General features: G+C 61.5%; 24 protein-coding genes. 23 read left to right on the forward strand and 1 reads right to left on the reverse strand.

The window, feature by feature from the left end:
• Window positions 1-8 precede the first annotated feature (8 nt).
• Together AB4120_RS00090 and AB4120_RS00095 are read left to right on the forward strand one after the other, a co-directional pair.
• On the forward strand, window positions 9-1,283 hold the full coding sequence (locus AB4120_RS00090; protein WP_441641669.1) for a dihydroorotase: 1,275 nt from the start codon (window positions 9-11) through the stop codon (window positions 1,281-1,283).
• 45 nt (window positions 1,284-1,328) lie between these two features.
• Complete coding sequence (locus tag AB4120_RS00095) at window positions 1,329-2,144, forward strand: lysophospholipid acyltransferase family protein (RefSeq protein WP_441641670.1); 816 nt, start codon at window positions 1,329-1,331, stop codon at window positions 2,142-2,144.
• A 37-nt stretch (window positions 2,145-2,181) separates the two neighbouring features.
• On the opposite strand, the gene AB4120_RS00100 is transcribed toward AB4120_RS00095, so the two are convergent.
• Window positions 2,182-3,030: a symmetrical bis(5'-nucleosyl)-tetraphosphatase gene (locus tag AB4120_RS00100; RefSeq protein WP_441641789.1), complete on the reverse strand. Its 849-nt coding sequence runs from the start codon at window positions 3,028-3,030 to the stop codon at window positions 2,182-2,184.
• Window positions 3,031-3,284: 254 nt separating this feature from the next.
• On the opposite strand from AB4120_RS00100, the gene rfbB reads away from it, so the two are divergent.
• The 21 genes from rfbB to AB4120_RS00205 all read left to right on the forward strand — a co-directional run bounded on the left by rfbB (window position 3,285) and on the right by AB4120_RS00205 (window position 26,709).
• Window positions 3,285-4,349 (forward strand): dTDP-glucose 4,6-dehydratase, encoded by a 1,065-nt coding sequence (gene rfbB, locus AB4120_RS00105; protein WP_441641671.1) that lies wholly within the window; start codon window positions 3,285-3,287, stop codon window positions 4,347-4,349.
• Window positions 4,339-5,256 carry a dTDP-4-dehydrorhamnose reductase gene (gene rfbD / locus AB4120_RS00110; protein WP_441641672.1) on the forward strand — a complete coding sequence of 306 codons (918 nt, stop codon included), beginning with the start codon at window positions 4,339-4,341 and terminating at the stop codon, window positions 5,254-5,256. Before rfbB ends, rfbD begins: the two co-directional genes overlap by 11 nt.
• 10 nt (window positions 5,257-5,266) lie before the next feature.
• Entirely contained in the window at window positions 5,267-6,145 is an 879-nt protein-coding gene (gene rfbA / locus AB4120_RS00115; protein WP_250025365.1) for a glucose-1-phosphate thymidylyltransferase RfbA, read from the forward strand.
• The gene (rfbC, locus tag AB4120_RS00120; protein WP_250024752.1) at window positions 6,142-6,687 is read left to right on the forward strand and encodes a dTDP-4-dehydrorhamnose 3,5-epimerase; all 546 of its coding nucleotides are present in this window, start codon (window positions 6,142-6,144) and stop codon (window positions 6,685-6,687) included. The genes rfbA and rfbC overlap by 4 nt, the downstream gene beginning before the upstream one ends.
• A 5-nt stretch (window positions 6,688-6,692) precedes the next feature.
• On the forward strand, window positions 6,693-9,146 hold the full coding sequence (locus tag AB4120_RS00125; RefSeq protein WP_441641673.1) for a hypothetical protein: 2,454 nt from the start codon (window positions 6,693-6,695) through the stop codon (window positions 9,144-9,146).
• On the forward strand, window positions 9,143-10,246 hold the full coding sequence (locus AB4120_RS00130) for an NAD-dependent epimerase/dehydratase family protein (RefSeq protein WP_441641674.1): 1,104 nt from the start codon (window positions 9,143-9,145) through the stop codon (window positions 10,244-10,246). Before AB4120_RS00125 ends, AB4120_RS00130 begins: the two co-directional genes overlap by 4 nt.
• A 12-nt stretch (window positions 10,247-10,258) precedes the next feature.
• Entirely contained in the window at window positions 10,259-11,185 is a 927-nt protein-coding gene (locus tag AB4120_RS00135; RefSeq protein ID WP_441641675.1) for a glycosyltransferase, read from the forward strand.
• Window positions 11,182-13,620 (forward strand): glycosyltransferase family protein, encoded by a 2,439-nt coding sequence (locus tag AB4120_RS00140; RefSeq protein WP_441641676.1) that lies wholly within the window; start codon window positions 11,182-11,184, stop codon window positions 13,618-13,620. The genes AB4120_RS00135 and AB4120_RS00140 overlap by 4 nt, the downstream gene beginning before the upstream one ends.
• Before the next feature lie 85 nt (window positions 13,621-13,705).
• The gene (locus AB4120_RS00145) at window positions 13,706-14,848 is read left to right on the forward strand and encodes an acyltransferase family protein (protein WP_441641677.1); all 1,143 of its coding nucleotides are present in this window, start codon (window positions 13,706-13,708) and stop codon (window positions 14,846-14,848) included.
• Between the two features lie 35 nt (window positions 14,849-14,883).
• A complete protein-coding gene (locus AB4120_RS00150) occupies window positions 14,884-16,284 on the forward strand; it encodes an MBOAT family O-acyltransferase (protein WP_441641678.1) in 1,401 nt (466 codons plus the stop codon).
• Window positions 16,259-17,500 carry a hypothetical protein gene (locus AB4120_RS00155; protein WP_441641679.1) on the forward strand — a complete coding sequence of 414 codons (1,242 nt, stop codon included), beginning with the start codon at window positions 16,259-16,261 and terminating at the stop codon, window positions 17,498-17,500. The genes AB4120_RS00150 and AB4120_RS00155 overlap by 26 nt, the downstream gene beginning before the upstream one ends.
• An 87-nt stretch (window positions 17,501-17,587) precedes the next feature.
• A complete protein-coding gene (locus AB4120_RS00160; protein WP_441641680.1) occupies window positions 17,588-18,118 on the forward strand; it encodes a methyltransferase domain-containing protein in 531 nt (176 codons plus the stop codon).
• Window positions 18,119-18,194: 76 nt separating this feature from the next.
• On the forward strand, window positions 18,195-19,076 hold the full coding sequence (locus AB4120_RS00165; RefSeq protein WP_441641681.1) for a hypothetical protein: 882 nt from the start codon (window positions 18,195-18,197) through the stop codon (window positions 19,074-19,076).
• Between the two features lie 61 nt (window positions 19,077-19,137).
• Complete coding sequence (locus tag AB4120_RS00170) at window positions 19,138-19,890, forward strand: ABC transporter permease (RefSeq protein ID WP_441641682.1); 753 nt, start codon at window positions 19,138-19,140, stop codon at window positions 19,888-19,890.
• Between the two features lie 127 nt (window positions 19,891-20,017).
• Window positions 20,018-21,190 carry an ABC transporter ATP-binding protein gene (locus AB4120_RS00175; RefSeq protein WP_441641790.1) on the forward strand — a complete coding sequence of 391 codons (1,173 nt, stop codon included), beginning with the start codon at window positions 20,018-20,020 and terminating at the stop codon, window positions 21,188-21,190.
• 2 nt (window positions 21,191-21,192) lie between these two features.
• Window positions 21,193-22,251 (forward strand): polysaccharide pyruvyl transferase family protein, encoded by a 1,059-nt coding sequence (locus AB4120_RS00180; protein WP_441641683.1) that lies wholly within the window; start codon window positions 21,193-21,195, stop codon window positions 22,249-22,251.
• A complete protein-coding gene (locus AB4120_RS00185; protein ID WP_441641684.1) occupies window positions 22,245-22,988 on the forward strand; it encodes a TylF/MycF/NovP-related O-methyltransferase in 744 nt (247 codons plus the stop codon). Before AB4120_RS00180 ends, AB4120_RS00185 begins: the two co-directional genes overlap by 7 nt.
• A 21-nt stretch (window positions 22,989-23,009) precedes the next feature.
• Window positions 23,010-23,891: a glycosyltransferase gene (locus tag AB4120_RS00190; RefSeq protein ID WP_441641685.1), complete on the forward strand. Its 882-nt coding sequence runs from the start codon at window positions 23,010-23,012 to the stop codon at window positions 23,889-23,891.
• A 2-nt stretch (window positions 23,892-23,893) separates the two neighbouring features.
• A complete protein-coding gene (locus AB4120_RS00195) occupies window positions 23,894-24,847 on the forward strand; it encodes a glycosyltransferase family 2 protein (RefSeq protein ID WP_441641686.1) in 954 nt (317 codons plus the stop codon).
• Entirely contained in the window at window positions 24,835-25,614 is a 780-nt protein-coding gene (locus AB4120_RS00200) for a glycosyltransferase (protein ID WP_441641687.1), read from the forward strand. The genes AB4120_RS00195 and AB4120_RS00200 overlap by 13 nt, the downstream gene beginning before the upstream one ends.
• A 15-nt stretch (window positions 25,615-25,629) precedes the next feature.
• A complete protein-coding gene (locus AB4120_RS00205) occupies window positions 25,630-26,709 on the forward strand; it encodes an MraY family glycosyltransferase (protein WP_441641688.1) in 1,080 nt (359 codons plus the stop codon).
• The last annotated feature ends 16 nt before the right edge of the window (window positions 26,710-26,725 follow it).

Raw genomic sequence — 26,725 nt, forward strand, 5'->3', positions numbered from 1 at the left:
GACAGAACATGAAGATTCACATCCAGGGTGGCCGCCTGATCGACCCGGCCGCGAACCTCGACGCCGAGCAGGACCTGTATATCGCCGCCGGCAAGGTCGTCGGCGTAGGCCGCGCGCCGGCCGACTTCAACGCCAACAAGACCATCGATGCCCGCGGGCTGATCGTCTGCCCGGGGCTGGTGGACCTCTCCGCGCGGCTGCGCGAGCCCGGTTATGAATACAAGGCGACGCTGGAGTCCGAAGTGGCCGCCGCCACCGCCGGCGGCGTGACCAGCCTGGTCTGCCCGCCCGACACCGACCCGGTGCTGGACGAGCCCGGCCTGGTGGAAATGCTGAAGTTCCGCGCCCGCACGCTGAACCAGACCCACGTCTACCCGCTGGGCGCGCTGACGCTGGGCCTGAAGGGCGAGATCCTGACCGAGATGGGCCAGCTGACCGAGGCCGGCTGCGTCGGCTTCAGCCAGGCCGAGATGCCGATCCGCAACACCCAGGTGCTGCTGCGCGCGATGCAGTACGCGCAGACCTTCGGCTACACGGTGTGGCTGCGCCCCGAGGACCCGTTCCTCGGCGGCGGGGTGGCGGCAAGTGGCGCGGTGGCGTCGCGGCTGGGCCTCTCGGGCGTGTCGGTGATCGCCGAGACCGTGCGGCTGCATACGATCTTCGAACTGATGCGCACCACGGGCGCGCGCGTGCACCTGTGCCGGCTGTCGTCGGCTGCCGGCCTGGAGCTGGTGCGGCAGGCGCGCAAGGAAGGGCTGAGGGTGTCGTGCGACGTCAACATGCATCATGTGGCGCTGACCGACATGGACATCGGCTTCTTCAATAGCCAGATGCGCTTCTCGCCGCCGCTGCGCAGTGCGCGGGACCGGGATGCCATCATCGCCGCGCTGGCCGATGGCACCATCGACGCGCTGTGCTCGGATCACACCCCGGTGGACGACGACGAAAAGCTGCTGCCATTCGACGAGGCCTCGCCCGGCGCCACGGGCCTGGAACTGCTGCTGCCGCTGACGCTGCGCTGGGCCAATGAGCACAAGGTGCCGCTGGTGAAGGCGCTGGCGCGCATCACGAGCGAGCCGGCCCGCGTGATTGGCCTGGGTGCCGGCACGCTGGCCACCGGCAGCGCGGCCGATGTCTGCGTGTTCGACCCGAAGCAGGTGTGGAAGGTGGAGCGTAACGCGCTGAAGAGCCAGGGCAAGAACTCGCCGTGGCTCGGCTACGAGATGGAAGGGCGCGTGCGCATGACGCTGGTTGGCGGCCAGATCGTGCACGAAGCGCGCTGATCTGCGCGGATCTTCGTCGATCAATATCATCTGAGAGCCTCTGCGATGATCTGGTTACGCAAGACGCGGCTGATCCTGCTGATGCTGCGCGGCATGCTGATCTGCGCCACGGTGTTCCCGTGGGCCAGCGTGGCGATGCGCGAACGGCTGATCCGCAACTGGTCGCGCAAGCTGCTGAAGCTGTGCGGCGTGGAGGTGGAAGTGCAGGGCCTGGCGCCGGGCCAGGCCGCGCCGCGTGGCGCGATGATGGTGGCGAATCACATTTCCTGGCTCGATATCTATGTGATTCATAGTTGGCATCCGGCGCGCTTCGTGGCGAAGTCGGAGATCCGGAGCTGGCCGGTCGTTGGCTGGCTATGCGAGAAGACTGGCACGATCTTCATCGAGCGTGGACGCAAACGCGACGCACACCGGGTGCTCCATCACATTACCGAGGTGATGCGCGACGGTGACTTGGTGTGCGTGTTCCCGGAGGGGACGACGACGGATGGGACGGAAGTGCTGCCGTTCCATGCCAATCTGATGCAGGCGCCGGTTTCGGGCGGGCTGCCGGTGCAGCCTGTGGGGCTGCGGTATCTGGACGCAGCCACCGGCGAGCCGACGGCGGCGCCGGCGTATATCGGCGATTTGTCGTTGCTGGACTCGCTGGACATGATATTGCGGTCGCCGCCGATCAAGGCGCGGCTGACGCTTGGGCCGCAGCTGATGGCGCAGTCGGCGAGTCGGCGGGAGCTGGCGGAGTCTGCGCGGGAAGTGGTGGTTCACCTCGCACAGGGAACGCCGGAGGCCGCCATCGCCGTGGCTGACCGGCTTCACCAGCCCGCGCCGGCACTGGCGCCGGTGTCCGCTGCCATGAACTGAGGTTCACGGCTTCCCCGCTGGCGCGGGGCTGACGGACTCAGGCGAGCGGATCAGAATACTGCGGGCAATCGACCTGGACGATGGTCCGGTACGCCGGATCGGATGCGAGTCGGGCGGCCGTCAGCTTGCCACCCCAGACACAACCGGTATCGAGCGCCATGAGGTTGGGCCGCGTGACCAGTCCGAGCGTGGACCAGTGTCCGCAGACCACGGTGACATCGGCGGTGCGGCGGCCGGGCACATCGAACCAGGGCATGACGCCGTTTGGCGCGCCGCCCGGACCTTCCTTGGTTTTGAGATCCATGACTCCGTCCGCAGAACAGAAGCGGAGGCGGGTGAGGGCATTCACGACCACGCGGTGGCGGTGGATGCCGGTCAGGTCGTCTTGCCAGCGGTCCGCGGCGTTGCCGAAGACATTGCCGAGGAAGTCCTGCCAGTTGGGGCCCTGCAATTCTGCTTCCACTTCGCTCGCCAGATCGACAACCTGGCTCGCCGTCCATTGCGGCAGGACGCCGGCGTGGACGATCAGGAAGTTATCTTCCAGGATCGCCAAGGGCTGATTGCGCAGCCAGGTGAGTAAGTCATCACAATCGGGCGCGGCGAGGATGTCGTCTAGCGTGTCGGACTTGCTCTTCTTGCGCACGCCGGCGGCGACGGCCAGCAGGTGGATGTCGTGGTTGCCCAGCACGGTTCGAGCACGCGGCGCCATGTCCTTGACCATGCGAAGCGTCTGAAGCGACGCTGGTCCCCGGTTGACCAGGTCGCCGACAAAGCAGAGGGAAGCGGTGGGCGGAAGTTGGGCGAGGAGAGAGGTCAGGGACGGAGCGCAGCCCTGGAGGTCGCCGATGGCAAAATGGCTGTCGGACAAAAGATGATGAATGGGCATCGAGGGTTGACGGATCGATATGAAGCGATAAAAGTGCCAGAGGCACATTTTCCGCGCCTCGGCTCGCTGATTTGGATAATCGTTACAACAGGCTACAAAAAGTTGGTCTCCACATCAGGGAAGGGGGGCTTGGTCAGCTAGAATAGCGCCACTTCCAACAGGACTTAAAAAGACCGCTATCCCCCCACTGGATCAGGCGGCAGCTGGCTATTGTCGGGCACTCGCAACATATCGATAAGCAGGGAGCAAGAGTTTTGTCGCACATTCTAGTTACAGGCGGGGCCGGGTTTATTGGGGCGAATTTCATCCTCAACTGGCTCGCACAAGCGGGTGCGGACAGTGTTGTCAATGTGGACAAGCTGACGTATGCCGGGAATCTCAAGACATTGGCGTCGCTGGAAGGCGATGAGCGCCACGTCTTTTCGCAGAGCGACATTTGCGACCGTGCCTCCCTGGATAGTCTGTTGAATGAATACAAGCCGCGTGCCATTGTGCATTTCGCGGCGGAAAGCCATGTTGACCGGTCAATTCACGGCCCGGGTGAATTTATTCAGACCAATATCGTCGGCACGTTCACGCTGCTGGAAGCCGCGCGTGCCTACTGGGGTAGTTTGGACGGGGCCACAAAGGCCGCTTTCCGATTTCTCCACGTTTCCACGGACGAAGTCTTTGGTTCACTTGGGCCGACAGATCCGCAATTTTCCGAGCTCACGGCTTACGCCCCTAACAGCCCGTACTCGGCGTCGAAGGCCGCGTCCGATCACTTGGTGCGCGCGTATCACCACACCTATGGCATGCCGGTGGTGACGACCAACTGTTCTAACAATTATGGTCCCTTCCATTTTCCCGAGAAGCTGATCCCGCTCATCATCACGAATGCGCTCACGGGCAAGGCACTGCCGGTGTATGGCGACGGGCAAAACGTGCGCGACTGGCTCTACGTAGGCGACCACTGCAGCGCGATCCGCGAAGTGCTGGCGCGGGGCCGTTTGGGCGAGACCTACAACGTCGGCGGCTGGAACGAGAAGACGAATCTTGACGTAGTGCATACGGTGTGCGACTTGCTGGACGAGCTCAAGCCTAAGGCGCAGGGGTCATACCGGGATCAGATCACGTTCGTAAAGGATCGCCCCGGCCACGACCGCCGCTACGCTATCGATGCCCGTAAACTCGAGCGCGAACTGGGCTGGACGCCGGCGGAAACGTTCGAAACCGGCTTGCGCAAGACCGTGCAGTGGTACCTGAAAAACCAGGACTGGGTCGAGGACGTGATGTCTGGCGAATATCGGAACTGGGTTGCGAAGCAATATGCAGCATAAGTACCCTCCCGTCCCAACGATACTTGTAACAGGAAGCAACGGTCAGGTCGGATTCGAACTGCGCCGGAGCCTGGCGCCGCTAGGCCGAGTAGTAGCACTGGATCGTGCCGGCTGCGACCTGGCGAATCCCGATGCACTTCGCCAGGCGGTGCGCGACGTACGGCCCGACATTATTGTCAACCCGGCCGCGTACACCGCAGTAGATAAGGCCGAGACGGAGGCCGAAGTGGCATTCGCCATCAATGGCGTGGCGCCGGGCATCCTGGCGGAAGAGGCGCGCGCGGTTGGTGGCCTGCTCGTGCATTACTCTACCGACTACGTCTATGCCGGCACGGGTGACTCACCTTACGTAGAGACCGATGCGGTGAGCCCGCTATCGGTCTATGGCAAGAGTAAGTTCGCCGGCGAACAGGCGATTGCCGAAGCCGGTGCGCAAGCTATCGTGCTGCGCACGTGCTGGGTCGCCGGGGCGCACGGTGGCAACTTTGCCAAGACCATGCTGAAACTCGGACGCGAGCGCGAGTCGCTGCGCGTGATCGCCGACCAGTTCGGTGCGCCGACGACCGCGTCGCTGATTGCGGACGTGACCGCGCACATCGTCGATCGCCATTGGCTTCATGGTGATCGCGAGGCATTCCCCGTCGGCACCTATCATCTTGCTGCATCGGGCGAGACGTCGTGGCATGGCTATGCAACCGAGGTGCTGCGATATGCTGCGGCCAAGGGCGTGGCACTGAAGGTCGATCCGGAAGCCATCGAGGCGATTCCCGCCACCGCCTACCCGCTACCTGCCCCGCGGCCGGCGAACTCGCGGTTGAACACGAGCAAGTTACGCTCGACCTTTGATATTCATCTTCCCGACTGGCAGCAAGGTATGCATCACCTGCTTGACCAAGTCCTTTCTTGATACGGGCACTATGCGCAAAGGCATTATCCTGGCTGGAGGCTCCGGCACGCGGCTTTATCCGATCACTCGTTCGGTGTCGAAGCAGCTCCTGCCTGTGTACGACAAGCCGATGATCTACTATCCGCTGTCCACGCTGATGCTGGCAGGGATTCGTGACATCCTCATTATCTCGACGCCGGAAGATACCCCGCGCTTTGCCGACATGCTCGGCGACGGAAGCAAGTGGGGAATCAACCTGCAATACGCGGTGCAGCCGTCACCGGATGGGTTGGCGCAGGCGTTCATCATTGGCCGCGATTTCATCGGCAATGATCCTTCCACACTGATTCTTGGCGACAATATTTTCCACGGCCACGATTTGGTGCGTCAGCTGGAGCAGTCGGCACGGCGTGCCGACGGCGCGACCGTTTTTGCCTATCACGTACATGATCCCGAGCGCTACGGCGTGGTGGACTTCGACGAGAAATTCAAGGCACTGTCCCTCGAGGAGAAGCCGGCCAAGCCCCGCTCGAACTACGCGGTTACCGGGTTGTATTTCTATGATAGCCAGGTCTGCGACATTGCCCGGGACATTCGCCCCTCGGCGCGCGGCGAACTCGAGATCACCGACGTCAACAAGCGCTACCTAGAACTCGGGCAGCTTGAAGTCGAGATTATGGGCCGCGGCTATGCATGGCTGGACACGGGCACGCACGACTCCCTACTGGAGGCCGCCAGCTTCATTGCCACGCTACAAAGCCGCCAGGGCCTGATGGTGGCCTGCCCCGAAGAAATCGCGTTCCGTAGTAAGTGGATCACGGCCGAGGATGTGGCGGCGCTGGCCGAGCCGCTGGCCAAGAACGGCTACGGCAAGTACCTGAAGCACATCATCTCGGAATCGATCAAATGAACATCGTACGTACCAAAATCGACGACGTGGTGATCCTGGAGCCGAAGGTATTCGGCGACGACCGCGGTTTTTTCTTCGAGAGCTTCAATGCACGCGAGTTCGGGGAGGCCACTGGCGTGCAGCGCCCGTTCGTGCAGGACAACCATTCGCGCTCCGCACACGGTGTGCTGCGTGGCCTGCACTACCAGATCAACAATCCGCAGGGCAAGCTTGTGCGCGTGGTGTCCGGCGAGGTCTTCGATGTCGCCGTGGATATTCGTCGCAGCTCGCCCACGTTTGGCCAGTGGGTCGGCGTGCGCCTGTCCGCGCAGAACAAGCGGCAACTGTGGGTGCCCGAAGGCTTTGCCCACGGGTTCGTGGTGCTGAGCGAGTCCGCCGAATTCCTTTACAAGACCACCGACTATTACTCGCCCCAGTTCGAACGCAGCATTATCTGGAACGATCCGGATCTGGCGATCGAATGGCCGTTCGACGGCACCCCCGTGCTGTCGGCCAAGGATGCGGCGGCCGTCCCGCTTAAGCAAGCGGAAGTCTTCGCCTGACTCCCATGACAAAGCGCCTGACTGTTGGCTGGAAAGTGACATCGCTGAGCAATCGCATTGCCAGCATTCGCTATCGCGCGTTGTTCCCGTTGCTGGCACTGCGCGGCAGCGATGTGGAGAGCCATGTCTTCGCCGCCGGCACGTCGGATCAGCTCGATGGCCTCGACGTACTGGTGATCGTCAAGGCTTTCTCCGTGCAGGATGTGGCACTGGCCCATACGGCCGCCCAGCGCGGGATTCCGGTCATCTTCGACCTGTGCGACAACATCTTCGTCGACAGCTACAACCGCAATGGCAGCCTGTCGCCGGCCCCCGTGCTGCAGGGCTTGGCCGGACTGCTCTCTGCGGTGGTGGTGACGACCCAGCCGTTGGCCGATGCGGTCTGCGTGCACCTGGGCAGCGACGTGCCAGTCTTCGTGGTTCCCGACGGCATCGAGCAGCCCGCGCTGATCGCCGACGCCGCCTCAGCCATGGAAGAGGCCAAGCGACGCGTGCGTGCGCAGCCACTATTCAGGCGCCTGCGCTATTCGCCGAAAGTGCTCAATGGTCTGGCGCTGATGCGCTCGGGGAAGGTGCACGTGCTGACCGGCCGGATGGTGCGCAAGGTTGCCCGTAGCGCGCCCGTGCGTCGGGCCGTGCGGACCACGCTGCAGCCGCTTAAGCCCTCGTGGTGGTACAAGCGAGCCTATTTCGTATTCGAGACCGCGCGGGCGCGGGTGCAGGGGCGTCCGTCCCGCGTGGCCAGAAAACCGGAGCCGGCAGCTGTCGAGTACCCGGTAGCAGGCAACACTCCCGCGGCACCGGATGCTCGGCGTCTGCTCTGGTTCGGCAACCATGGCGCCGTGCATGGCCGTTTCGGTATGGTGGATCTGGTCGATATCCAGGCCGACCTGGAGCGAGTGGCGGCGGAATGCCATGTCGAGCTCGTTGTCGTCAGCAATAGCGTGAAGAAGTACGCCGAGCTGATCCACCCGATCCGCATTCCTTCCCGATACGTGGAGTGGTCGAGCGAGGCCGTGCAGCAGGAGTTGTCGCGCGCCGCCGTAGTACTGGTGCCGAACAGCCGCGATCCGTTCAGCATCTGCAAGTCGGCCAACCGTACGGTGCTGGCGCTGCAGGCAAACGTTCCCGTCGTGGCCACGTACACACCGGCGCTGGAGCCGTTGCGTCGCTGTATCCGCACCGAAGGTTTTTACGAAGGCATCGTCGCATATCTGAAGGATCCGGCACTCGGTGCCGCACAGGCCGCGCAGGGCCAGGCGATCGCCAATGCGCTGTTCGGCCAGCCGGCCATTGGCGAGCGCTGGCTGGAGGTGCTCACCCGCGTGCGCACACAGCCGCCGGCACGCCAAGCTGCCACGCCGGAACTGCTTGTGGTGGCGAATCTGGTACAGGATGTGGAACTGATCGCGCCGCTGGTGGGCGCCGCACGCGCGCGGCAAATCGAGACCGCCGTATGGGCTAGTACCTCAATGGCGCGCCGCTGGCCCTACGCACTGACCGCATTGCACGGTCTCGGTGTACCCGTGCGCTTGATCAATGACGAGCCGCACGCCATGACTAACGTGGAGATACCGTCCAGCGTGCGTGCGTTGCTGACGATTGCGGAAACCAGCCTTGGTCCACACCGTTTTGCGCATCAGTTGACCCGTCGCGCCTGCAAGACGGGGGTGACGACGGCCACGCTGCAGCATGGTTACGAAAACGTCGGCCTGACCTACACCGATGAGGTGCATTGCATCGACCGTATCGAGTTTGCCGCATCGCGTATCTTCACGTGGGGCACGCTCGACCAACTTCATCCTGGCATCCGCAACGACAACCGCGCCAAGTGCGTGGCCGCCGGCACGCCCAAGCCCGTGGCCGGGAACCCACGGCCGCTGCCGTCGTCTGTGCCCGACGACAAGCCGCTGATCGGGGTGTTCGAGAACTTGCATTGGCACCGCTATTCGGAAGCTTATCGGGCGTTCTTCCTCGAAAGCGTGGAGAAGATCGCCCGGGCCTTTCCCGATGTCACGTTCCTGGTCAAGCCGCATAACGCGGGGCGCTGGCTGACCTCGCGCCACAAGGGCGACAAGCCCGTGGCGCCGAATCTGCTCGTTGCCGATCCGTCCGACGTCCAGTGGGAGGGTGTCACGGCCAACGACCTGCTTGGCCACATGCAGGGAGTGATCACGTCGCCATCCACGGTAGCATTGGATGCGGCCCGCGCGGGCCTGCCTTCAGCGGTGGTCGGCTTTGACTTGCCATTGGATAACTACGCGCCGTTACCCACGATCATCGCCAGCGACGACTGGCTCAATTTCGTAGCGGCCTGCTTGGACGAGAGCGGCAGGGCGCAATTGGTTACCAGTAGTCGCCAGTTTGTGGAGCGCGTGATCGTGCCTGGTGACGCGGCCGCCCGGATTATTGAGACGCTGTTTGAGAAGGCCGAACGGCCCATGGTTGAAAAGACATGACGCAACGCATTCTGATTACCGGCGGCGCCGGCTTCATTGGTACCCGCCTCGTGAAGGCACTGTTGCAGTCGATGCCGGACGCGCGCATCTGGGTGCTGGACAACTTGCATCCGCAGGTGCATGGCCCCGATGCCAAGGCACCAATTTTTCCGGCTGGCGTGGCGTTCCTGCGCGGCGATGTGAAGGATGCCGCTACCGTGCGCAACGCGGTGGCGCAATCCACGCCGACGCTGGTGTATCACCTGGCGGCCGAAACTGGCACGGGCCAGTCATATGACGAGGTGTCGCGCTATTGCGATGTCAACGTAGGCGGTACGGCGCATCTGATCGAGGCGATGCGTACTGAGGCGGGTGCCTACGTGCAGCGCGTGGTGCTGGCCGCGTCGCGCGCGGTATACGGCGAGGGAGGTTACGCCGATGCCGACGGGCGCGAATTCGTTGGCCTGCCGCGCAATGCCGAGCGGATGGGCCGGGGCAACTTCGAGGTGCCGCTGCCGGTCAGCGCGCGGCTCCCGGCACGGCCGATTCCGAGCCATGCGGGCCTGCCGCCTGCGCCGGCATCGGTCTATGCATCGACCAAGCTGATGCAGGAATACCTGCTGCGCCAGGCTGGCGAAGGTGCAAAATGGAACGCCACGATCCTGCGTTTCCAGAACGTCTATGGCCCGGGCCAGTCGCTGCGCAACCCGTACACAGGCGTGCTGTCGATTTTCGCGCAGCAACTGCTGTCCGGCAAGAATCTGAATATTTATGAGGACGGCGAGATCGCGCGCGATTTCGTCTTCGTCGACGACGTCGTGAACGCGCTGGTCGCAGCCGGTCCGCGCGACCTGCCTCACGGCACTATCCTGGATATCGGCTCCGGAGAGCCAGTGACCATCCTGCAAGCGGCCAGGGTGCTCATCGATAATATTGGCCGCGCCCCCGAGTCGCTTTCGATCACCGGCGCATTCCGCGTGGGTGACATTCGCTACGCTGCTGCGGATATTCGCGCTGCGCATCAGTTGCTGGACTGGACGCCTAAGGTAGACGTGGCGACGGGCCTGGCGCAACTGGTTGCGTGGGCGCGTGTGGAATTCGTGGCGGTTCAACCTTCCTGAAGGGGGATTGCAATGCCAAAAGATGAAGTGATTCGCGTGTACGTCGGGGTGGACCGCTCGCAGATGCTGGCGGTACCGGTGCTCGAACACTCGATCAAGCGCCACACGACTGCCCAGGTCGAGGTGATCCCGATGCTGGACCTGCCGGTGCCGATGCCCAAGGATCCGCGTAACAGCCAGCGCACCGGGTTCTCGTTCAGCCGCTTCTGCATTCCGAAGCTGGCCGGATATCAGGGCAAGGCGATCTACATGGACGCCGACATGCTGGTGTTCCGCGATATCCGCGAACTGTGGGACATCCCGTTCGATGGCGCGAAGATCGTCATCCAGAAGGAAGTGAAGTTCGAGGAAGACACGCTGCGCAAGACTGGCGCGCCGAAAAAACGCAAGAAGCAGTGCGCAGTGATGCTGCTCGACTGCGGCAACCTGGACTGGGACGTCGAGAAGATCGTGGCGGGCATGGATGAAGAGCGCTACGACTACGAGGAACTGATGTACGACATGTGCATCCTTCCCGAGGAAGAGGTCAAGTACGGCGTGCCGTTCGAATGGAACAGTCTGGAGCACTATGATTCCGAGACGCGCCTGATCCACTACACCGACGTCTATACGCAACCGTGGACGTGCTGCGGTAACGCCAATGGCTATCTGTGGTTCGACGAGGTCCGCATGATGCTGCGTGACGGCAAGCTGTCTTGGGACCAGGTGCGCAAGGAAATCGAACTGGGCTACCTGCGACCGTCGCTGGTTGCGGACCTGAAGTACCGTCACCTGCTTCCCAGGTGGCTGCTGCCGATCTTCGACAAGAAGAACGCGGCACGCGACAAGCTTTCCAGCTACGTGCCGCATAAGGAAGTCTACGCGTTGAAGCGCGTGCGCCAGAAGGCGATCAAGGAATACGAAGCCCGCTTGGCCGCGGAGAAGAAAGAAGCTGCATGAGTTTGCAACGCCCCGTGAATTCGCCTGCCATGCCCTCTGGCATTGATCGGAAGCATCTTGCTCCCCGATTTGCTGACCTGTTCGATCTTTTATTCGACGGGAATGAGGGCATGCGCAACGTGCTTGTTTTTACTGAACATGTGAACGCGACGTACTACATCTATTTTGATGTACCACTGAAAGCGTTGCATGGAGAGGGCAGGCTCAATTTCGGCGTCGTCTCTCAACGGCGCGTCGAGGCAGTTTTAGGGGCGAAGCCCACCAAAAAAGAGCTAGACGCTGCACTGCGCACTTGGTGTGATGCGCTTCGTCCTGACGTGGTGGTGATGACTCGTTATGCGCTACCCGGTGGCGTAGTCATCATGAAGTGGCTTCAAGAGGCGGGTGTACCGGTTGTTTATCACCTCGACGACGACTTGCTGGACATACCCGAATCGCTTGGCGAGGAGATCGTACGCCGGCAGGGGAACGTCGAGGTCGTGCGCGAACGGCGAGACCTGGTAGCCCGTGCCAACCGTGTTTACCTTTCCACCGCGCCGTTGCTGGAAACGATTCGTGCAAAGGTGCCCAGCCAGTCGAAAATGGCCTTTGGGAAAATTGCATCGCCTTATCAGGGCGATCTTCTCGCTAACGTCGAGTCTGTGACCGAATCCGCGGCGGTAATCGGCTACATGGGTTCCAAGGGGCATGGCGTTGATCTCGCACTGGCCGTACCAGCGATCGTACGCCTGATGGAAGAAAATCCGACATTGCGGTTCGAGACATTCGGTACGATCCAAATGCCGGCGGAAATGGAGCGTTTTGCTGAACGCGTGACAAGTCATAAGGTTGTCAGTTCTTACCACGAGTTCCTTGGGCAATTGAAGTCTTTGGGCTGGACGATTGGATTGGCACCTTTGATTGATGCCCCCTTCAATCGCTGCAAGTCAGCAACGAAGTTCGTCGAATACACGTCTGCGGGCGTACCGTTGGTGGCGTCAGATAACCCCGTATATCGGGCGGCAATGCCCCCCGGGACGGGCACATTAGTCGGAGACGGTCAATGGTACGAGGCACTTCGGAGGTTGCTCTTCGATACGGAGCTACGTCAAAGCTACATTCGGCAAGCACAGGCGCATTGCCGCAGTACATATTCTATTGAGGCGCAAAAGTCGCAGGTGCTCGATGTGCTCGACGTTCGCTGGGAGCGCTTCAAGCTGCGCACTTTCCGACCGGCAGTGTCTTCACGGCGCAGTTTGTACAGAGGGCTGGGGTTAGGCAGAAATTCGCTGAAATCCGCGCGGCGAATTCTCAAAATAGGCTTGAGCCGACTTCTGGGGCGCTGGACGCCGCATATGCCGCCGGGCAACCCCGCCGCATCGCAACGGGTTCTGTTTGTTGCAAATAATTTTATTCCGACGCTGCAGCTCAGTTTCATCAAGCCGCTGGAGCCGCTGATCAATTCTGGCGAGATGGCCGTCGACGTAGTTTCGGAAAAACAGATGACTGAGGCTTTTGGCGGATGGCGCTGGAAGTCGCGGGCGCGCAAGTGGATGCGCCAGCGGTTCGAGGCGTTCCGCCCGACCTTGGTGGTGTTCTGCCGCTACAGCGGCCCCCACGGCGATGCGTTGCGCGACATCGCGCGCGCGCAAGGCGTGCCGGTGATCTATCACATCGACGACGACCTGCTCAATGTGCCGCGCGAACTGGGCGCCGCCAAGTTCGCCATGCACAACGATCCGCGCAGACTGGCCTCGGTGAGCGGGCTGCTGCGCGACGTCGACCTGGTGTACTGCTCCACCGAACCGTTGCGTCAGCGCATGGCGCAGCATATCGGCGGGCAAGCCCGGGCTGGCAAGGTGTATTGCACGACCGATGTGCTTGTGCCGCCACCCAAGCCACGGACCGAAGTGCGCGTGGGGTACATGGGTTTCGACCACGCCCATGATTTCGAGATCGTGGTGCCGGCGCTGGTGCAATTGCTGAAGACGTACCCCAACGTCCGCTTCGAACTGTTCGGGTCGATTCCCAAGCCGGCTGCGCTGGACGTATTCGGCAACCGCGTCATCACGCATGCGCCGGTGCTGGGCTACCAGAAGTTCATGGCCAAGTTTGCCTCGCTGGGATGGAACATCGGCATTTGCCCGCTGGCCGACACGCCATTCAACGCCGTGAAGGCAAACACGAAGTGGGTGGAGTACACCTCGGTCGGTGCGGCGGTCGTGGCGACGGGGGGCACCATCTATGATGGCTGCGCCGCCGACGGCTGCGGTGTGCTGGTGCAGCGTCCGCAAGACTGGTATGCGGCACTGGCAGAACTGGTGGAATCTGCCGAGAAGCGCAACGCACTCGTGTCTGCCGCGCAGGCGCGGGCGCGACAGGACTATTCGCTGGATAGCTTGCGCCAGCAGGTGCTCGACGTATTCGCGCAGGCGCGCGGCGTCGCGCAGGGCTAGCGGCTAGACAGCGGCACCGGCAACCAGCGCCCTTCGGGAAGGCGCCGACCCTGGCCGACGACAAGAAGATTTGAAGAGAGGAAACATGCAATCCAATTTGACCCAGCCGTTGCCGGCGTTGGCACGCGGACAAGGCGGGCCGACGACGCAGGACGCCAGTCAGTCGCAAGTCCGTATTGGTGGGCTCGATGAACTGCGCGGGCTATCGATACTTTGGGTCATGATTTGCCATGGTACGGTACTCTGGCAGTGGATGCCGTCGACGTTCTCCGGCTACGGTTTCCATGGCGTGGTGCTGTTCTTCATCATCAGCGGCTATCTGATCACGCGCATCCTGGTCAACGGACGTGGGCAGGACAACTACCTGAGCCACTTCTATGTGAATCGTTTCTTCCGTATCTGGCCCTTGATGCTGGTGGCGTTGGGGGTCAGTGCGATCTGCTGGCCCGCGTTTGCAAAGGCTGGCTTCTACAACCTGCTGATGGTGAACAACTATTCGTACGCGGTCGGCATCGAGCCGATGATGCGTACCGATGTGATGTGGTCCCTGGCGATCGAAGAACAGTTCTACATGTTCTGGCCACTGGTGGCCCTGCTGTGCGCTCCGCGCTTTCTACCCTTGGTGGCGGCGGCGATCGTGATGGCTGGGCTGGGCTTTGATGCGGGCCTGTTGCCAACTGGGCGAATGATCATCTTCAAGGCCACCCACGGCAACATGCAGTACATCGCCATGGGCGCGCTGGTTGCTTTTGGCACCACGGGGCTACGCTACCTGCTTAGTGCATGGGCTCTGTTCTTTGCATGGTGGTGTCTCAAGCACGGCGTGTCGCACCTTGTGGACTTTCGCTGGATCTGGTGGGGCGTCACGTTCGTGCTGGCACTGGTCGTGCACTACACCGTTAACAAGGGTCCACTATTTCGCATGGCATTCCTGGCGGAAACGGGCAAGCTTTGCTACGGCCTGTACATCATCCACTTTTTCATTTCGTGGATGGTGCTGGAGTTCATCGGCCGCGGTGACTGGTGGCAGGGCCTGCTGTACCTCAGCGTGTCGGGCGTGCTTGCGGTGCTGTCGTTCCATGGCTTCGAAAAGCCGATGCTGAACATGCGCCGCCATTTCGTGGCCTCCGATCGGCTGCGCGCGGCGCTGTTTGGCGCCGTTGGCCTGACGGCGCTAGTCAGCGTGGTCAATATCGTCATCACGGTGAGCCGCACGCAGGGTCACTGAACGAACGCAGTCTAAATAGGAACCGGGATCGAAACATGCTGTTCAACTCGATCGAATATATCGTGCTGCTGGCGGCGTCGCTGGCACTGTATTGGGTGAGCCCGAGCCTGCGGCTGCGCCAGTGGGTGCTGTTTGGCGCCAGCGTCTACTTCTACATGACGTGGAGCCGCGTGTTCGTGGTCATGCTGCTGGCGCTGGTGGGTATCAACTGGCTAATTGGCAGGCGCCTGGCCGTCACGCGGAACAAGAACTGGCTGATCGTTGCCTGCGTGCTGGATCTGGCGCTGCTTGGCTACTTCAAGTATGCGAACTTCTTCATCGACAACGTTGGCGCGCTTGCCTCGCTGTTCGTGCCAACGTTCGAAACGCCACATCTGTCGGTGATCCTGCCGTTGGGAATCTCGTTCTACACGTTCGAGCTGATCTCGTACCTGACGGATATCCAGCGCGGCAAGATCGAGCACCAGCGCAACCCCATCGTGTTCGCGCTGTTCGTGCTGTTTTTCCCGCACCTGATCGCTGGCCCAATCTGCCGCGCCGGCCAGTTCATGCCGCAGTTGCAACGCAAGCAGACATTCAACATCTCGCAGTTCTATAACGGCTGCTACATGTTCCTGGCCGGCTTTGCGCTGAAGACCGGCATTGCCGATGGCATCGCCCCATTCGTCAACGTGATCTTCGGCAAGCCCGCCGAGTATTCGGGCTTCGACAACCTGATGGCCACCGTGGGCTTCGGCGTCCAAATCCTGTGCGACTTCTGGGGCTACAGCCTGATGGCGCTGGGCGCGGCGCTGATGTTCGGCTTTGTGCTACCGGCCAACTTCAACCTGCCGTATGCGTCGCTGTCGATCCGCGATTTCTGGCGGCGCTGGCACATCACGCTGAGCAACTGGCTGCGCGACTACCTTTACATCACGATGGGCGGCTCGCGTGCCGACAAGGAATGGAAGACGCAGCGCAACCTCGCGCTGACGATGCTCCTGGGCGGGCTGTGGCATGGTGCGAGCTGGAATTTCATCATCTGGGGCGCGATTCACGGCGGTGCGCTGGCCATTAACCGCCAGTTCGAATCGTCGCGCGTGCCACGTACTGTTGCAGCGTTCTTCTGCTGGAAGCCGATGGCCTGGCTCCTGACGATGGGAGTTGTGTTCGTGGCCTGGATCTTCTTCCGCGCCAAGGGCTTCGGTGAGGCGGCGGACATGCTCACGCGCATCTTCACGCCTGCGCAGGGTTGGAGCGCCACGCGCCTGGCGCCGGTCTTTTTTGAGTTGTTGTTGCTGTATCTGCCGCTGCAGTGGCTGGTGCACAAGACCACCTACGAGTACGACATGTCCGTGCAGCCCGTGTGGAAGCCCACGGCTGCAGTGGCCATGCTGACCGCGTTTTCGCTGATCTATTTCGTCGACGGCAATGAGTTCATCTATTTCCAGTTCTGAAGCCATCGCTTCCCGGGTCTCCCCGTGGCGCGTAGCCGTCTGCTCCGCTGCCGCGGCGCTGGCCGTGGCGGGTGCGCTGGAAGGTTTGACGCGCTGGCATGAGGCCCGCACGGCAGACGCCATGCCGCACTCCGTGGCGGAGATGTACGCCGAGTTTCCGCGCGCGCGCATTTTCGGCCGCGAGATTGGCACGCAAACGATCGCACACAACGTGGCGCTGTTCAGCGGTGCCCAGGGTGCGGCCAGCGTGACCAGCGGCTATGTGGGCACGTCACGCAGCAAGGTGATCCGGCCCGAGCACTTCGGCATTGCCCATGCCGCCAACGGGTCAGGCAACTCGTACAGCGAGATAAGCTTCGGGCTGTTGCTGCAGGCCGAAGCGCTGCGTCACGCGTTTCCGAATATGAAGCGCGTGTATATCGAATCGTCGCTGCTGCTGCGGAAGCCGGGCCGGCTCTTTGCGGAACCTGACCATCGCAAGTATCTGCCATTGCTCAAGCAGGTCATGCCGCTGCACGAAGGGTTGCCCGCCGATGAGTCGATGCGCCAGACGCTGGCTGACATCGAAGCGCCAAAGTCAGGCAAATTCAGTTGGTACCCTCACTTGCTGAAGTACCGCTCGGACCTGCGCGTGTCGAACTACGTAGCACCGACCGAGGCCACGCAGGGCATCGACATCAACGCTGATCCGTTGCTGAAGGCGCTGACCCCCACCGGCGAGCGCCGCGAACTGTCGCGAAGCCTGACGCCGAAGGGCGATCAACTGCCCGAAATCAAGGCCGACAATATCAAAGTCCAGCGGCTGCGCGAAACGGAAGAATCCGCGCCTTGGGACGGCCTGTACGACATGCTGGCACGCTGGGGCAAGGCGCACGATATCGAGGTGGTGTTCTATCAGCCGCCGGTTCGTTCGGATCTCTACGCATTCCAGCAGCGCAACGGCCTCGTCCTTCACGTGGCCGACATGCAGCGCGTGGCCAAGCAGTACGGCACGCCGTTCATCGACATGAATCGCCCGGACCTGCACTTTCAGGACGATTGGGCGCTGTTCAGCGACGAGGATCACCTCGAGACCTGCACTGGCTCTGGCCTGCTGACGCTCGCGCTAGAGGACGGATATCGGCAGTTCAAGGACAGGGGGGAGTTGCTGCCGGTGGTGGATGCGCAAAAGCTGTTGGCCGGCAGGCAGGATGCTCTGAAGATTTGCAGAGGTTGAGGCGGCCGAGTCACAACATTGGCCGCGGTACCGATGACTTGTCTTCTCGTTGACGCGAGAGGGATTTGAAAATATAAGGTAGGGGTTATGTCGAAGTTTGACTTCAATACGGGGGCGCAGACCTCTGCAGCATGGCTGGATCGGGCGGAACTATGCGCCGATTTGCTGGCGCCAGTGCTTGCCGCAGTCGGGCCGGAGGCGTTGCTTGCCGATGTCGGATGTGGAGATGAGAAACTCGCCACGGCACTCAAGAATCGCGGTCTTGTTTTTTCCTATTCGGGCTTTGATCTGCAGCCGCAATCTGAGCGTGTAACGCAATTCGATGCCGCGCACGATACATTGCCCACCAGCTTCGATGTCGTAGTATCGCTGGGGCTGATCGAGTATATCGATACTGCAACGTATTTTTCCAGCGTGCGCAGGCATTGCCAGCATTTCCTGGTGAGCCATGTGGTGAAAGACCGCAGCAGCTACTCCACGGAAGACCTCCATCGGCTAGGCTGGATCAATTATCTGTCCGAGCAGGAAATGGACGTGGCGCTGATGACGGCGGGATTTCGCATTGACGGCCGTGCGGTGACTTCGAACGGAAAGACGGTACTGTGGCTCTGTTCCTGAAACCGGCCGGCAAGACCGGGTGCCGTTGGCAAGACGGCTGCGCGCTAAACAAGCTGCACTTCGAGGGAGTCGTGGCATGAGCGCGAAGACGTCCCCTTTTTTTCTGACGTTTCACGTAGATACGTCGGCGCCAGTGGGGCAGGGTGTGCATCCGAACGCAAATCTGGCCCATCAACAGTATCTCCGAATGATCGATCTACTGTTTCATTCGGTCAGGTTGTTTCATGCGGCGGCGGAGTGCGCCATTCTGACGACGTTGGAGACGGATCTTGCGCCGCTCCGCATGCCGTGCATGCGGGTGGACGGTGCGATAGATCCGACAAAGCTCATGCTCGGGCGTACGCTCGCCCAGAACAGTCTTATCAAAGGGTATGACTTCGCGCGCCCCTTGGTGCTGATCGATTCGGACATTCTGCTGAACCGCCCGCTGACGGATGTTTTTGATCGCGATTTTGATGTGGCAGTGACTTGGCGCAAGAGCCACAATATGCCGATCAATGGCGGTCTGCTGATTCTCAATAATCGCCGGCCAGAAGTTGTGCGTGCTTTTTTTCAGCGCTTCGTGGACATCTACCTTGAGAAGTATGCCGGGGATGAAGCGAAATGGTATGGCGACCAGCTCGCAATCCGCGACTGCGTGGGCCTGTCGTCCAACCAGATGCGGCAGCGGGAAATCCGTGAGATCGAAGGGTGCAAGGTCCTTTTCCTGCCCTGTGAAGTCTTTAACTTCTCGCCAGAGAATCGCGCATCTTCGATCAAGCAACGGGACCAAACGGCTGCGGTGCTGCACTTTAAGGGTGAACGCAAGCGTCTCATGGAGCCTTACTGGCTCATGCATCTGCTGCCGTTAAAATCACGGTCGTTGATGTCGCGATACCGCTCCTGGCGTGCGACACGCCACTTGCCGATGCTGGCTGCATGCGATCCGCGGCCGGAACAGGAACAAAATCATGCTTAAATCGACACCCGGAACTTCCTCTGTCGCAGCGCACGGTTTGCGATACACCAGTAGGCTGTCCGTGCAACTTTTCATCCGTACGATTGGCGCGAAGTACAGGAAGTCCTTCCTGGGCTACTTCTGGATGATTTTTCCCGCGATCCTGGTGTCTGGCGGTGTCTCAATGGCCAGCGGTGCGGGGGTGATCAATCCCGGTGAAGTTGGTCTGCCCTATTTGCTTTTTGCGTTCCTTGGCACACTGATCTGGCAAGTGTTCGCCGAGGCGTTCGAAGTGCCGTTCCAGGCCTTTCAGGGCGCGCGTACGTATTTGACTCGAGTTAATTTCCCGCGCGGTGCGGTGGTGCTGGCGCAGACGTACGAAAGTCTGATCACAATGGCGGTCCGGCTGGGGCTGTCGCTCTTGCTCGTCGCGATTTTCCATGGCATCACGGTGACCGGCATCGCGCTCATGGTGATCGGATTCGTCGGCGCCCTGCTGCTCGGTATCGGGCTTGGGCTGCTGCTGACACCGTTTATGCTGCTGTTCGCCGATTTGCACAACACCGTCAAGCTGATCCTGAGCTACGGCATGTTTCTGACGCCTGCCGTGTATATCCCGAAGGAGCCGGGATTATTCACAACAGTCGTGAACGGCAATCCGATCGCGCCGCTGATGCAGGTGGTGCGCGATGGCGCGGCAAGCGGTGTATTGAACGTGCCGCTCGCACTCGGCGTATCTCTCGTGGCAGCCCTGGTACTGATCGTTGTCGGCATGGCCTTGTTGCGTCTTGCGGCACCCATTGTCATCGAGCGCATGTTGCTGGGAGGAAGGTGAAATGGCAGGCAAGGACTTGTGCGTTGAGGTCAGCGGAGTCTCGAAAAAATTTGCACGCTCCCTCAAGCGTTCGTTCGTGTATGGCGCGCGCGACATCGCCCGCGCAGCAGTCGGGCGCAGCCCAGGGATGGACCTGCGGGAGAGCGAGTTCTGGGCGGTATGCGATGTCTCGTTCGCGCTGGAGCGCGGCAAGGCCATCGGCATCGTTGGGCTCAATGGCAGTGGCAAGACAACCTTGTTGCGCATGGTGGCTGGTATTCTCAAGCCTACCTCGGGCACGGTTCGCATCAATGGCGTGATCGCGCCGATGCTGGCATTGGGTGCCGGCTTCAAGCCGGTGCTGTCGGGACGCGAGAATATTTTCCTGAACATGTCGTTGCTTGGCGTGCCGCAACGCGAGATTGCACAGCGATTCGATGAAGTTGTCGATTTCGCGGAACTGTGGGATGCCATTGATGCGCCAATCGGCACGTACAGCTCCGGCATGCTTTCGCGCCTGGGTTTTGCGTGCGCCGTGCATACGAACCCGTCGATCCTGATCGTTGATGAGGTGCTGTCGGTGGGCGACACCAAGTTCCGCATGAAATGCCGCAATCATCTGAACACGCTGCGCCGCAACGGCACTTCGATGTTGCTGGTATCTCACAGCGCAGTGTTGGTGGAAACGCTGTCCGACGAATGCATCTACATGAAGAAGGGGCAGGTGACAGCCAGCGGCACGCCGTCGGAAGTGCTCAAGATCTACGATGCCGACAGTATCCAGGCCGCAACGGCGGACAACGAGCGTCGCATTGCAGCGGCCGCGACCAGTGACTTCTCGGAGTGTGGTTTGCGCGGCGTGGAGTTTGGCCCGCGCGACCAGCCGGACCTTGGTTTCTGGTTGGCCGGCAAGCCGGGCGAACTCCTGGTCCGGTTCTACGCGCCGGTAATGATGGATGAGTTGAGTATCAACCTCATGATCTTCGATCTGACCCATCAGCCGGGCGAAACGGTGCAGTTCATGTCGTCGAGCAAGGATATCGGTTGGCTGCGCGCAGAGGCGGGCATGCAGGAAGTCCGTCTCAATTTCGATGCCGTCGGCCTGCGCCCCGGTACCTACCGCATCAAGCTAAGTCTTTCCCAAGGGGAGATGCATGACCTGATCGACGGACTCGACAATATCAAGCTCGTGGTGCGCGACGCGGGCCTCGGGGCGAACTGCCTGTACTACCAGCCACGCAGCTGGGATACCGGTACGGCTACCATTTCACGGCCGGCCGAAGAGTTCGACCAGGTGGATCTGCAGGACGAGAGCTTCTGAATATGACTTTGGATACTTCACGCATTTCGGTTCTGACGCCGTACCTGATTCCTGAGTCATTGCGTGGGCGCAAGGTCGTCAATCTTGGTGACGGGTTCATCTTGCGTGCGATCGAGCGACGTATCGGAGAGGTCGTTGCCAGTCGGTGCTTTACGCCGCGTATCGCCCCGGACGCTGCCGCGGAACGCGTGATTCGCGGTAGCGCGCTCGTCATCCTTGGGGGTGCCAACCAGCTCAATGACAAGTACACGATCTGGCCGAGGCTGACGGCGGATCAGATACGTGAACGGCGCTACCGGTTTGTGCCGTTCGGCATCGGTATTCATGGCGAGCCTGGCTATACGGACGGCCTGTCGCAGGCTACGCGCGATGTGCTGACCGCCGTGCATGAACAAATTGCGTATTCGTCGTGGCGCTGCCCGCGAACGGTGGACTTCCTCAAGGCACAAATGCCGGAGCTGGCGAGCAAGCTTCTTATGACGGGCTGCCCGGTAATTTACGACAGTCCGCTGCTGGACTCCTCGCGGTTCACGCATGACGAGCGAGCGGTCGCCGTGACCGTCACTGAGCGCGGTGATTTCTGGGATCGTGAATCCGCAACGATCGATTTCGTGGCCCGGCGTTTCCCGCGCGCGCGACGCTTCATGGTCCTGCATCAGAACTATTCGCCACCGGGGCCGCTGGAACATTGGCGTCACCGACTTACACCCTATCGATCTGTACAGAACCAGTATGAGCGCCTGCGCTGGTATGCCGCGAAGCGCGGGTTTACCGTGATTACGCCACGGACAGCTGACGATTGCCTGCATTTCTATCGCAACGTCGATGTGCATGTGGGCAGCCGGTTGCACGCGCATCTGCATTTTCTGAGTCAAAACAAGCGCACGTTCCTTGTGGGCGTAGACGAGCGTGCTACAGGCATGGCCGAACATTTCGGATTTCCGCTGTGTGATCCAGCGCGCTTTGATGCACATATGGATTTTGATTTCGAGATCGTGCGCGCGCGTGCGATCGATACTTTTGCCACGATGCAGCAGTTCGTGAGTGCCCTGACATGCTAAAGACTTTGATTGAAAAGCTGGTTTCCGGGCGCAAGGCGCCTGTCAAGGTGGAACCGGTGCCGACGATGGAAGACGCGACGCGCAGGATTGCGGCGATCCGGGGCGACAGCTTGTCCTATTGTGGCAAGCCCAAGCTCGAGAATATTGCGGAAGCGATCCTGACGCTGCGCCAGGAGGGTACCGACGGCGACTATCTCGAAGCCGGCGTGGCGCTGGGTGGGTCAGCCATCCTGATTGGCCATCTGAAGCCGCAGGCCGCCACGCTGTCGTTGCATGACGTATTTGCCATGATTCCGCCGCCCGGCGAGAAGGACGGGGAGGACGCTCACAAGCGCTATGGCGAGATCAAGTCGGGCTCCTCGGCGGGCCTCGGCGGCAACACCTACTACGGATACGTTGAAGGGCTGCAAGCCGTTGTCGAACAGAACCTGGTCAAGGCTGGCCTCGACCTGGAGCGGGATCACATCGCTTGCGTACCGGGTCTGTTTGAGGACGCCCTGCATCCGGCGAAGCCGCTTGCTTTCGCACATATCGACTGCGACTGGTTTGATTCTGTTCAAGTCTGTATCGAACGGATCGTGCCGCAACTGGTGCCGGGTGGCATCATGATCTTTGACGACTACTCGTCGTATTCGGGCTGTCGCCGTGCAGTGGACGCATGGCTGGACGCCGACCCTCGTTTCGAAAAGTTGTTCCACCGCCGATCGCTAGCCGTGCGCCTGCGTAAGGCCGGTTGAACCTGACCCCGTAGAGCGACCATGACGAGCACCCCAGTTCGAGTCTTTGCAGCCTCCACCCCGGCCGAATGGCTGCCCGCGCGGCTGCTTGAGTTCTCGATCCGCGAGACCACTTCGCAGCCGGTGGAGTTCGCGCAGTTGCACACGTTCGAGCGACCGATCCCAATGCCGGCTGCTTTGCAGAACCGGCCGCGCACGCCGTTCTCGTTCCAGCGGTTCCTGATTCCGGAACTCTGCGGCTTGCGGGGGCAGGCGATCTACATGGATGCGGACATGCAGGTGTTCCGCGACATCGCCGGGTTGTGGTATACGCCAATGGAAGGTTGCGACCTGCAGACCGTGCAGGCCGCAGGCGATGGCCGGCGCGGCCAGTTCAGTGTCATGCTGCTCGACTGCGAGCGTCTGGCATGGAGCATCGACAAGATCGTCGCGCAACTCGATGGCGGTGCGCTGACCTATGAGACGCTGATGTACGAGATGCGGGTGGCTTCGAAGATCGGGCACGGCATTGCGCCGCATTGGAACTCCCTGGAGCGCTTCGAGCCCGGCCTCACGTCGCTGCTGCACTACACTGACATGAATATGCAGCCGTGGATCTCGCCGGACAATCCGCTTGAATCGCTGTGGATCGATGGTCTGCGCCGTGCGCTAACGGCGGGCTTCATCAGCGATGCCGAACTGCAACGCGAGATCGATACCCGGCACGTGCGTCCGTCGCTGCGGGCGCGGCTGCAGGACGACCAACTTACTCGCTCAGCCGCCCGTCAGATCGACGCAACCTTCGTGGCGCCGTACCGGAGCCTGAAGTCAGGGCGTGCCCGGCCGTGGAACTCGGTTCGATCGATGGCGGGCGCCGCGTTGCGCAAGCTGCGTCGCATGAGCCAGAACGGGTGGCGGGCCTGAGCATGGCAGTGGTCGACGTTATCGTCGTCACATGGAACGCGTCCGGTCTGATCGACGGCGTGCTGGATGCGCTCGACCGTCAAACGTTCGTGCCGCGTCAGGTGCTGGTCGTGGATAACGGCAGCGCCGATGCCGCGGCATTGCGCGTGATCGTCGCGCGACACCCGCGTTGCCGTCTACTGGCACTGGCCGGCAACACGGGCTTTGCCGCCGCCAACAACACCGGCATTGCGCAATGCGCGGGCGCCGATTTCGTCGCGCTGCTGAACCCCGATGCCTTTCCGGAACCGGGCTGGCTCGAAGCATTGCTGCGCGCCGCCCATGCCTATCCGGACTGCGGCAGCTTTGCCAGCCGTATGCTCGACTATCACGATGACCGCAGGCTCGACGGCACCGGTGACATGCTGACGCTGTCAGGCAAGCCCTGGCGTCGTGGCTGTGGCAAGGCGGCATTCGGCCAGTTCACGCAGCCGGAACAGGTGTTTGCCGCCTGTGCGGCGGCAGCGCTCTACGTCAAGGCCGATCTCGACGCATGCGGCGGATTCGACGAGAGCTTCTTCTGCTATGTGGAAGACGTCGACCTGGGTTTCCGCCTGCAGTTGGCCGGCCGTCCGTGCCGCTATGTGCCCGATGCGGTGGTGCGGCATATGGGCTCGGCACTGACCGGGCGGCGCAGCGATTTCTCCGTCTACTACGGACAGCGGAATCTGGTGCTGAACTACGTGAAGAATATGCCGCTGGCGCTGCTGGTGGCGTTGTTGCCCGTCCATCTCATCATGAATCTGGCCTATCTGATCGGTGGTACGTTGCTCGGCCGGGGTGCGGTGATGTGGCGTGCCAAGCGAGACGCGGCACAGATGTTGCCGCAGGCGTTGCGCGCGCGGCGCCGTATCCAGGCGGGCCGGCGTGTTTCCTCGATCGAGATCTGGCGAATGCTGACGCTATGGGCGCGCTGAACCGAAGCACCGCTCCGCTCACCGTATCGGTGGTCAGTCACGGGCAAGCTGCCGTGGTCACGCCGCTGTTGCTGGAGCTCGATGCGCTGGCGCGCGAGTTCGACTTCGAGTTGATCCTGACGGAAAACCTCCCCGACGCCGCATTGCCGCTGCCACACCTGTCGAACCTGCGCATGCGCGTGTTGCACAGCCCGGTGCCGCAGGGTTTTGGAGAGAACCACAATCGTGCCTTCCGCGAGGCGGACTGCCGCTACTTCTGCGTGCTGAATCCCGACGCGCGCCTCGACGGCAATCCGTTCTCGACGCTGATCGACGCGTTGCCGGAAGGGCAGGGCGTCGCGGGCCCCCGTGTGCAGGGTGCGGATGGTGGTGTGGAAGACAGCGCGCGACATGTGCCAACGCTGGCCGCGCTGGCTGGTCGGTATCTGGGCCGCCGTTTTGAAGCCGACTACGATCCGGCGGTGGCGCGTCAGTCCGTCGATTGGGTGGCGGGAATGTGTATGATGTTCGACGCTGCCACTTTTGCCCGGCTTGGCGGATTTGACGAACGCTTTCACTTGTACTGCGAGGATGTCGATATCTGCCTGCGGGCGCACCTCGCAGGCGCCGCGGTGCTGTGGGTGCAGGATGCCAGGATCGGGCATGCAGCACAGCGTGACAGTCGAAAGCGTCTGAAGTACCTGATGTGGCACGTTGGCAGCATGCTGCGGCTCATCAGTTCGGATGCGTACAGAAGATTTAAAAGAAGACGCGTTCAGTCCTCATAATTCCTATTTGCGACCATGTACAGTTTCTTCTGGGTCCCGCTGTTCACGCTGATGGTAAGTGCGATAGCGGTGCTGATGTTGCGCCCCCTTGCCATGCGCGGTGGCTTGCTGGACCGCCCCGGCGGCCGCAAGCGCCATGACGGCGAAGTGCCTCTGGTGGGCGGCATTGCCGTGTGGATTGCCGTGATGGTTGGCACGTTGCTTTTCATGCGCCAGCAGGGCTACTACGTGGCTCTGCTCGGCGGCATCACCGTGCTGGCCATTACGGGCGTGATCGACGACCTGCGCGGCCTGTCACCGGTCACGAAGCTCGGCCTGCAGTTGTTCGCAGCCATCCTCATGACGTCATGGGGAGGCGTCTATCTGTGGTCGCTGGGCGACATCTTCGGCCGGCGGCCGGTGGACCTGGAAAACTGGGGCATTCCACTGACGCTGTTCGCGGCGGTGGCCGTGATCAACGCGGTGAACATGAGTGACGGCCTCGATGGCCTGGCTGGCGGCCTTGCGCTTATCATGTTCGGCTGGTTTGCGTATATTTCTGGCGAAATTGGCAATCTGGCGGCCCAGCGCGTCTGTGTGATCTTCTGCGGCGCGCTGCTGGGCTTCCTGGTTTTCAACATGCCAAATCCACTACGGGGCGGCAAGCGCGTGTTTCTGGGCGATGCCGGGAGTCTGATGCTTGGCTTCGCGATCGTATGGTTCACCGTGGAGCTGTCGCAGGCCCCATACAACGGTGGCCGCAAGGCACCGCCGGTGGTCATGCTGTGGGTAGCTGGCTTCCTGCTGATCGACCTGCTGGCAGTGGTCTTGCGCCGCGCCATCAAGGGACGGAATCCGCTGTCGGCCGACCGCACCCATCTGCATCACATTCTGCAGCGTCTTGACGTGCCGCGCCAAGCCATCGTGTGGGTCATCCTGGGCAGCAACCTGTTCCTGGGTTTTGCGGGCGTGCTGGGCTGGCAGAAGGGCGTTTCGGAACAGCTGCTGTTCCTGGGTTTCGTGCTGGTAGCGGCGCTCCACCTGCTGGTGATGCACAATGCCTGGCGGCTGATCCGTTTCGGGCGACGCACCATCACGCGTCGCCGCAATCCATAAATTTATTGAAGCCGGG

Origin of the sequence: Cupriavidus sp. 2KB_3 (assembly GCF_052115685.1) — a bacterium.
Classification (GTDB): Bacteria; Pseudomonadota; Gammaproteobacteria; order Burkholderiales; family Burkholderiaceae; genus Cupriavidus; species Cupriavidus campinensis.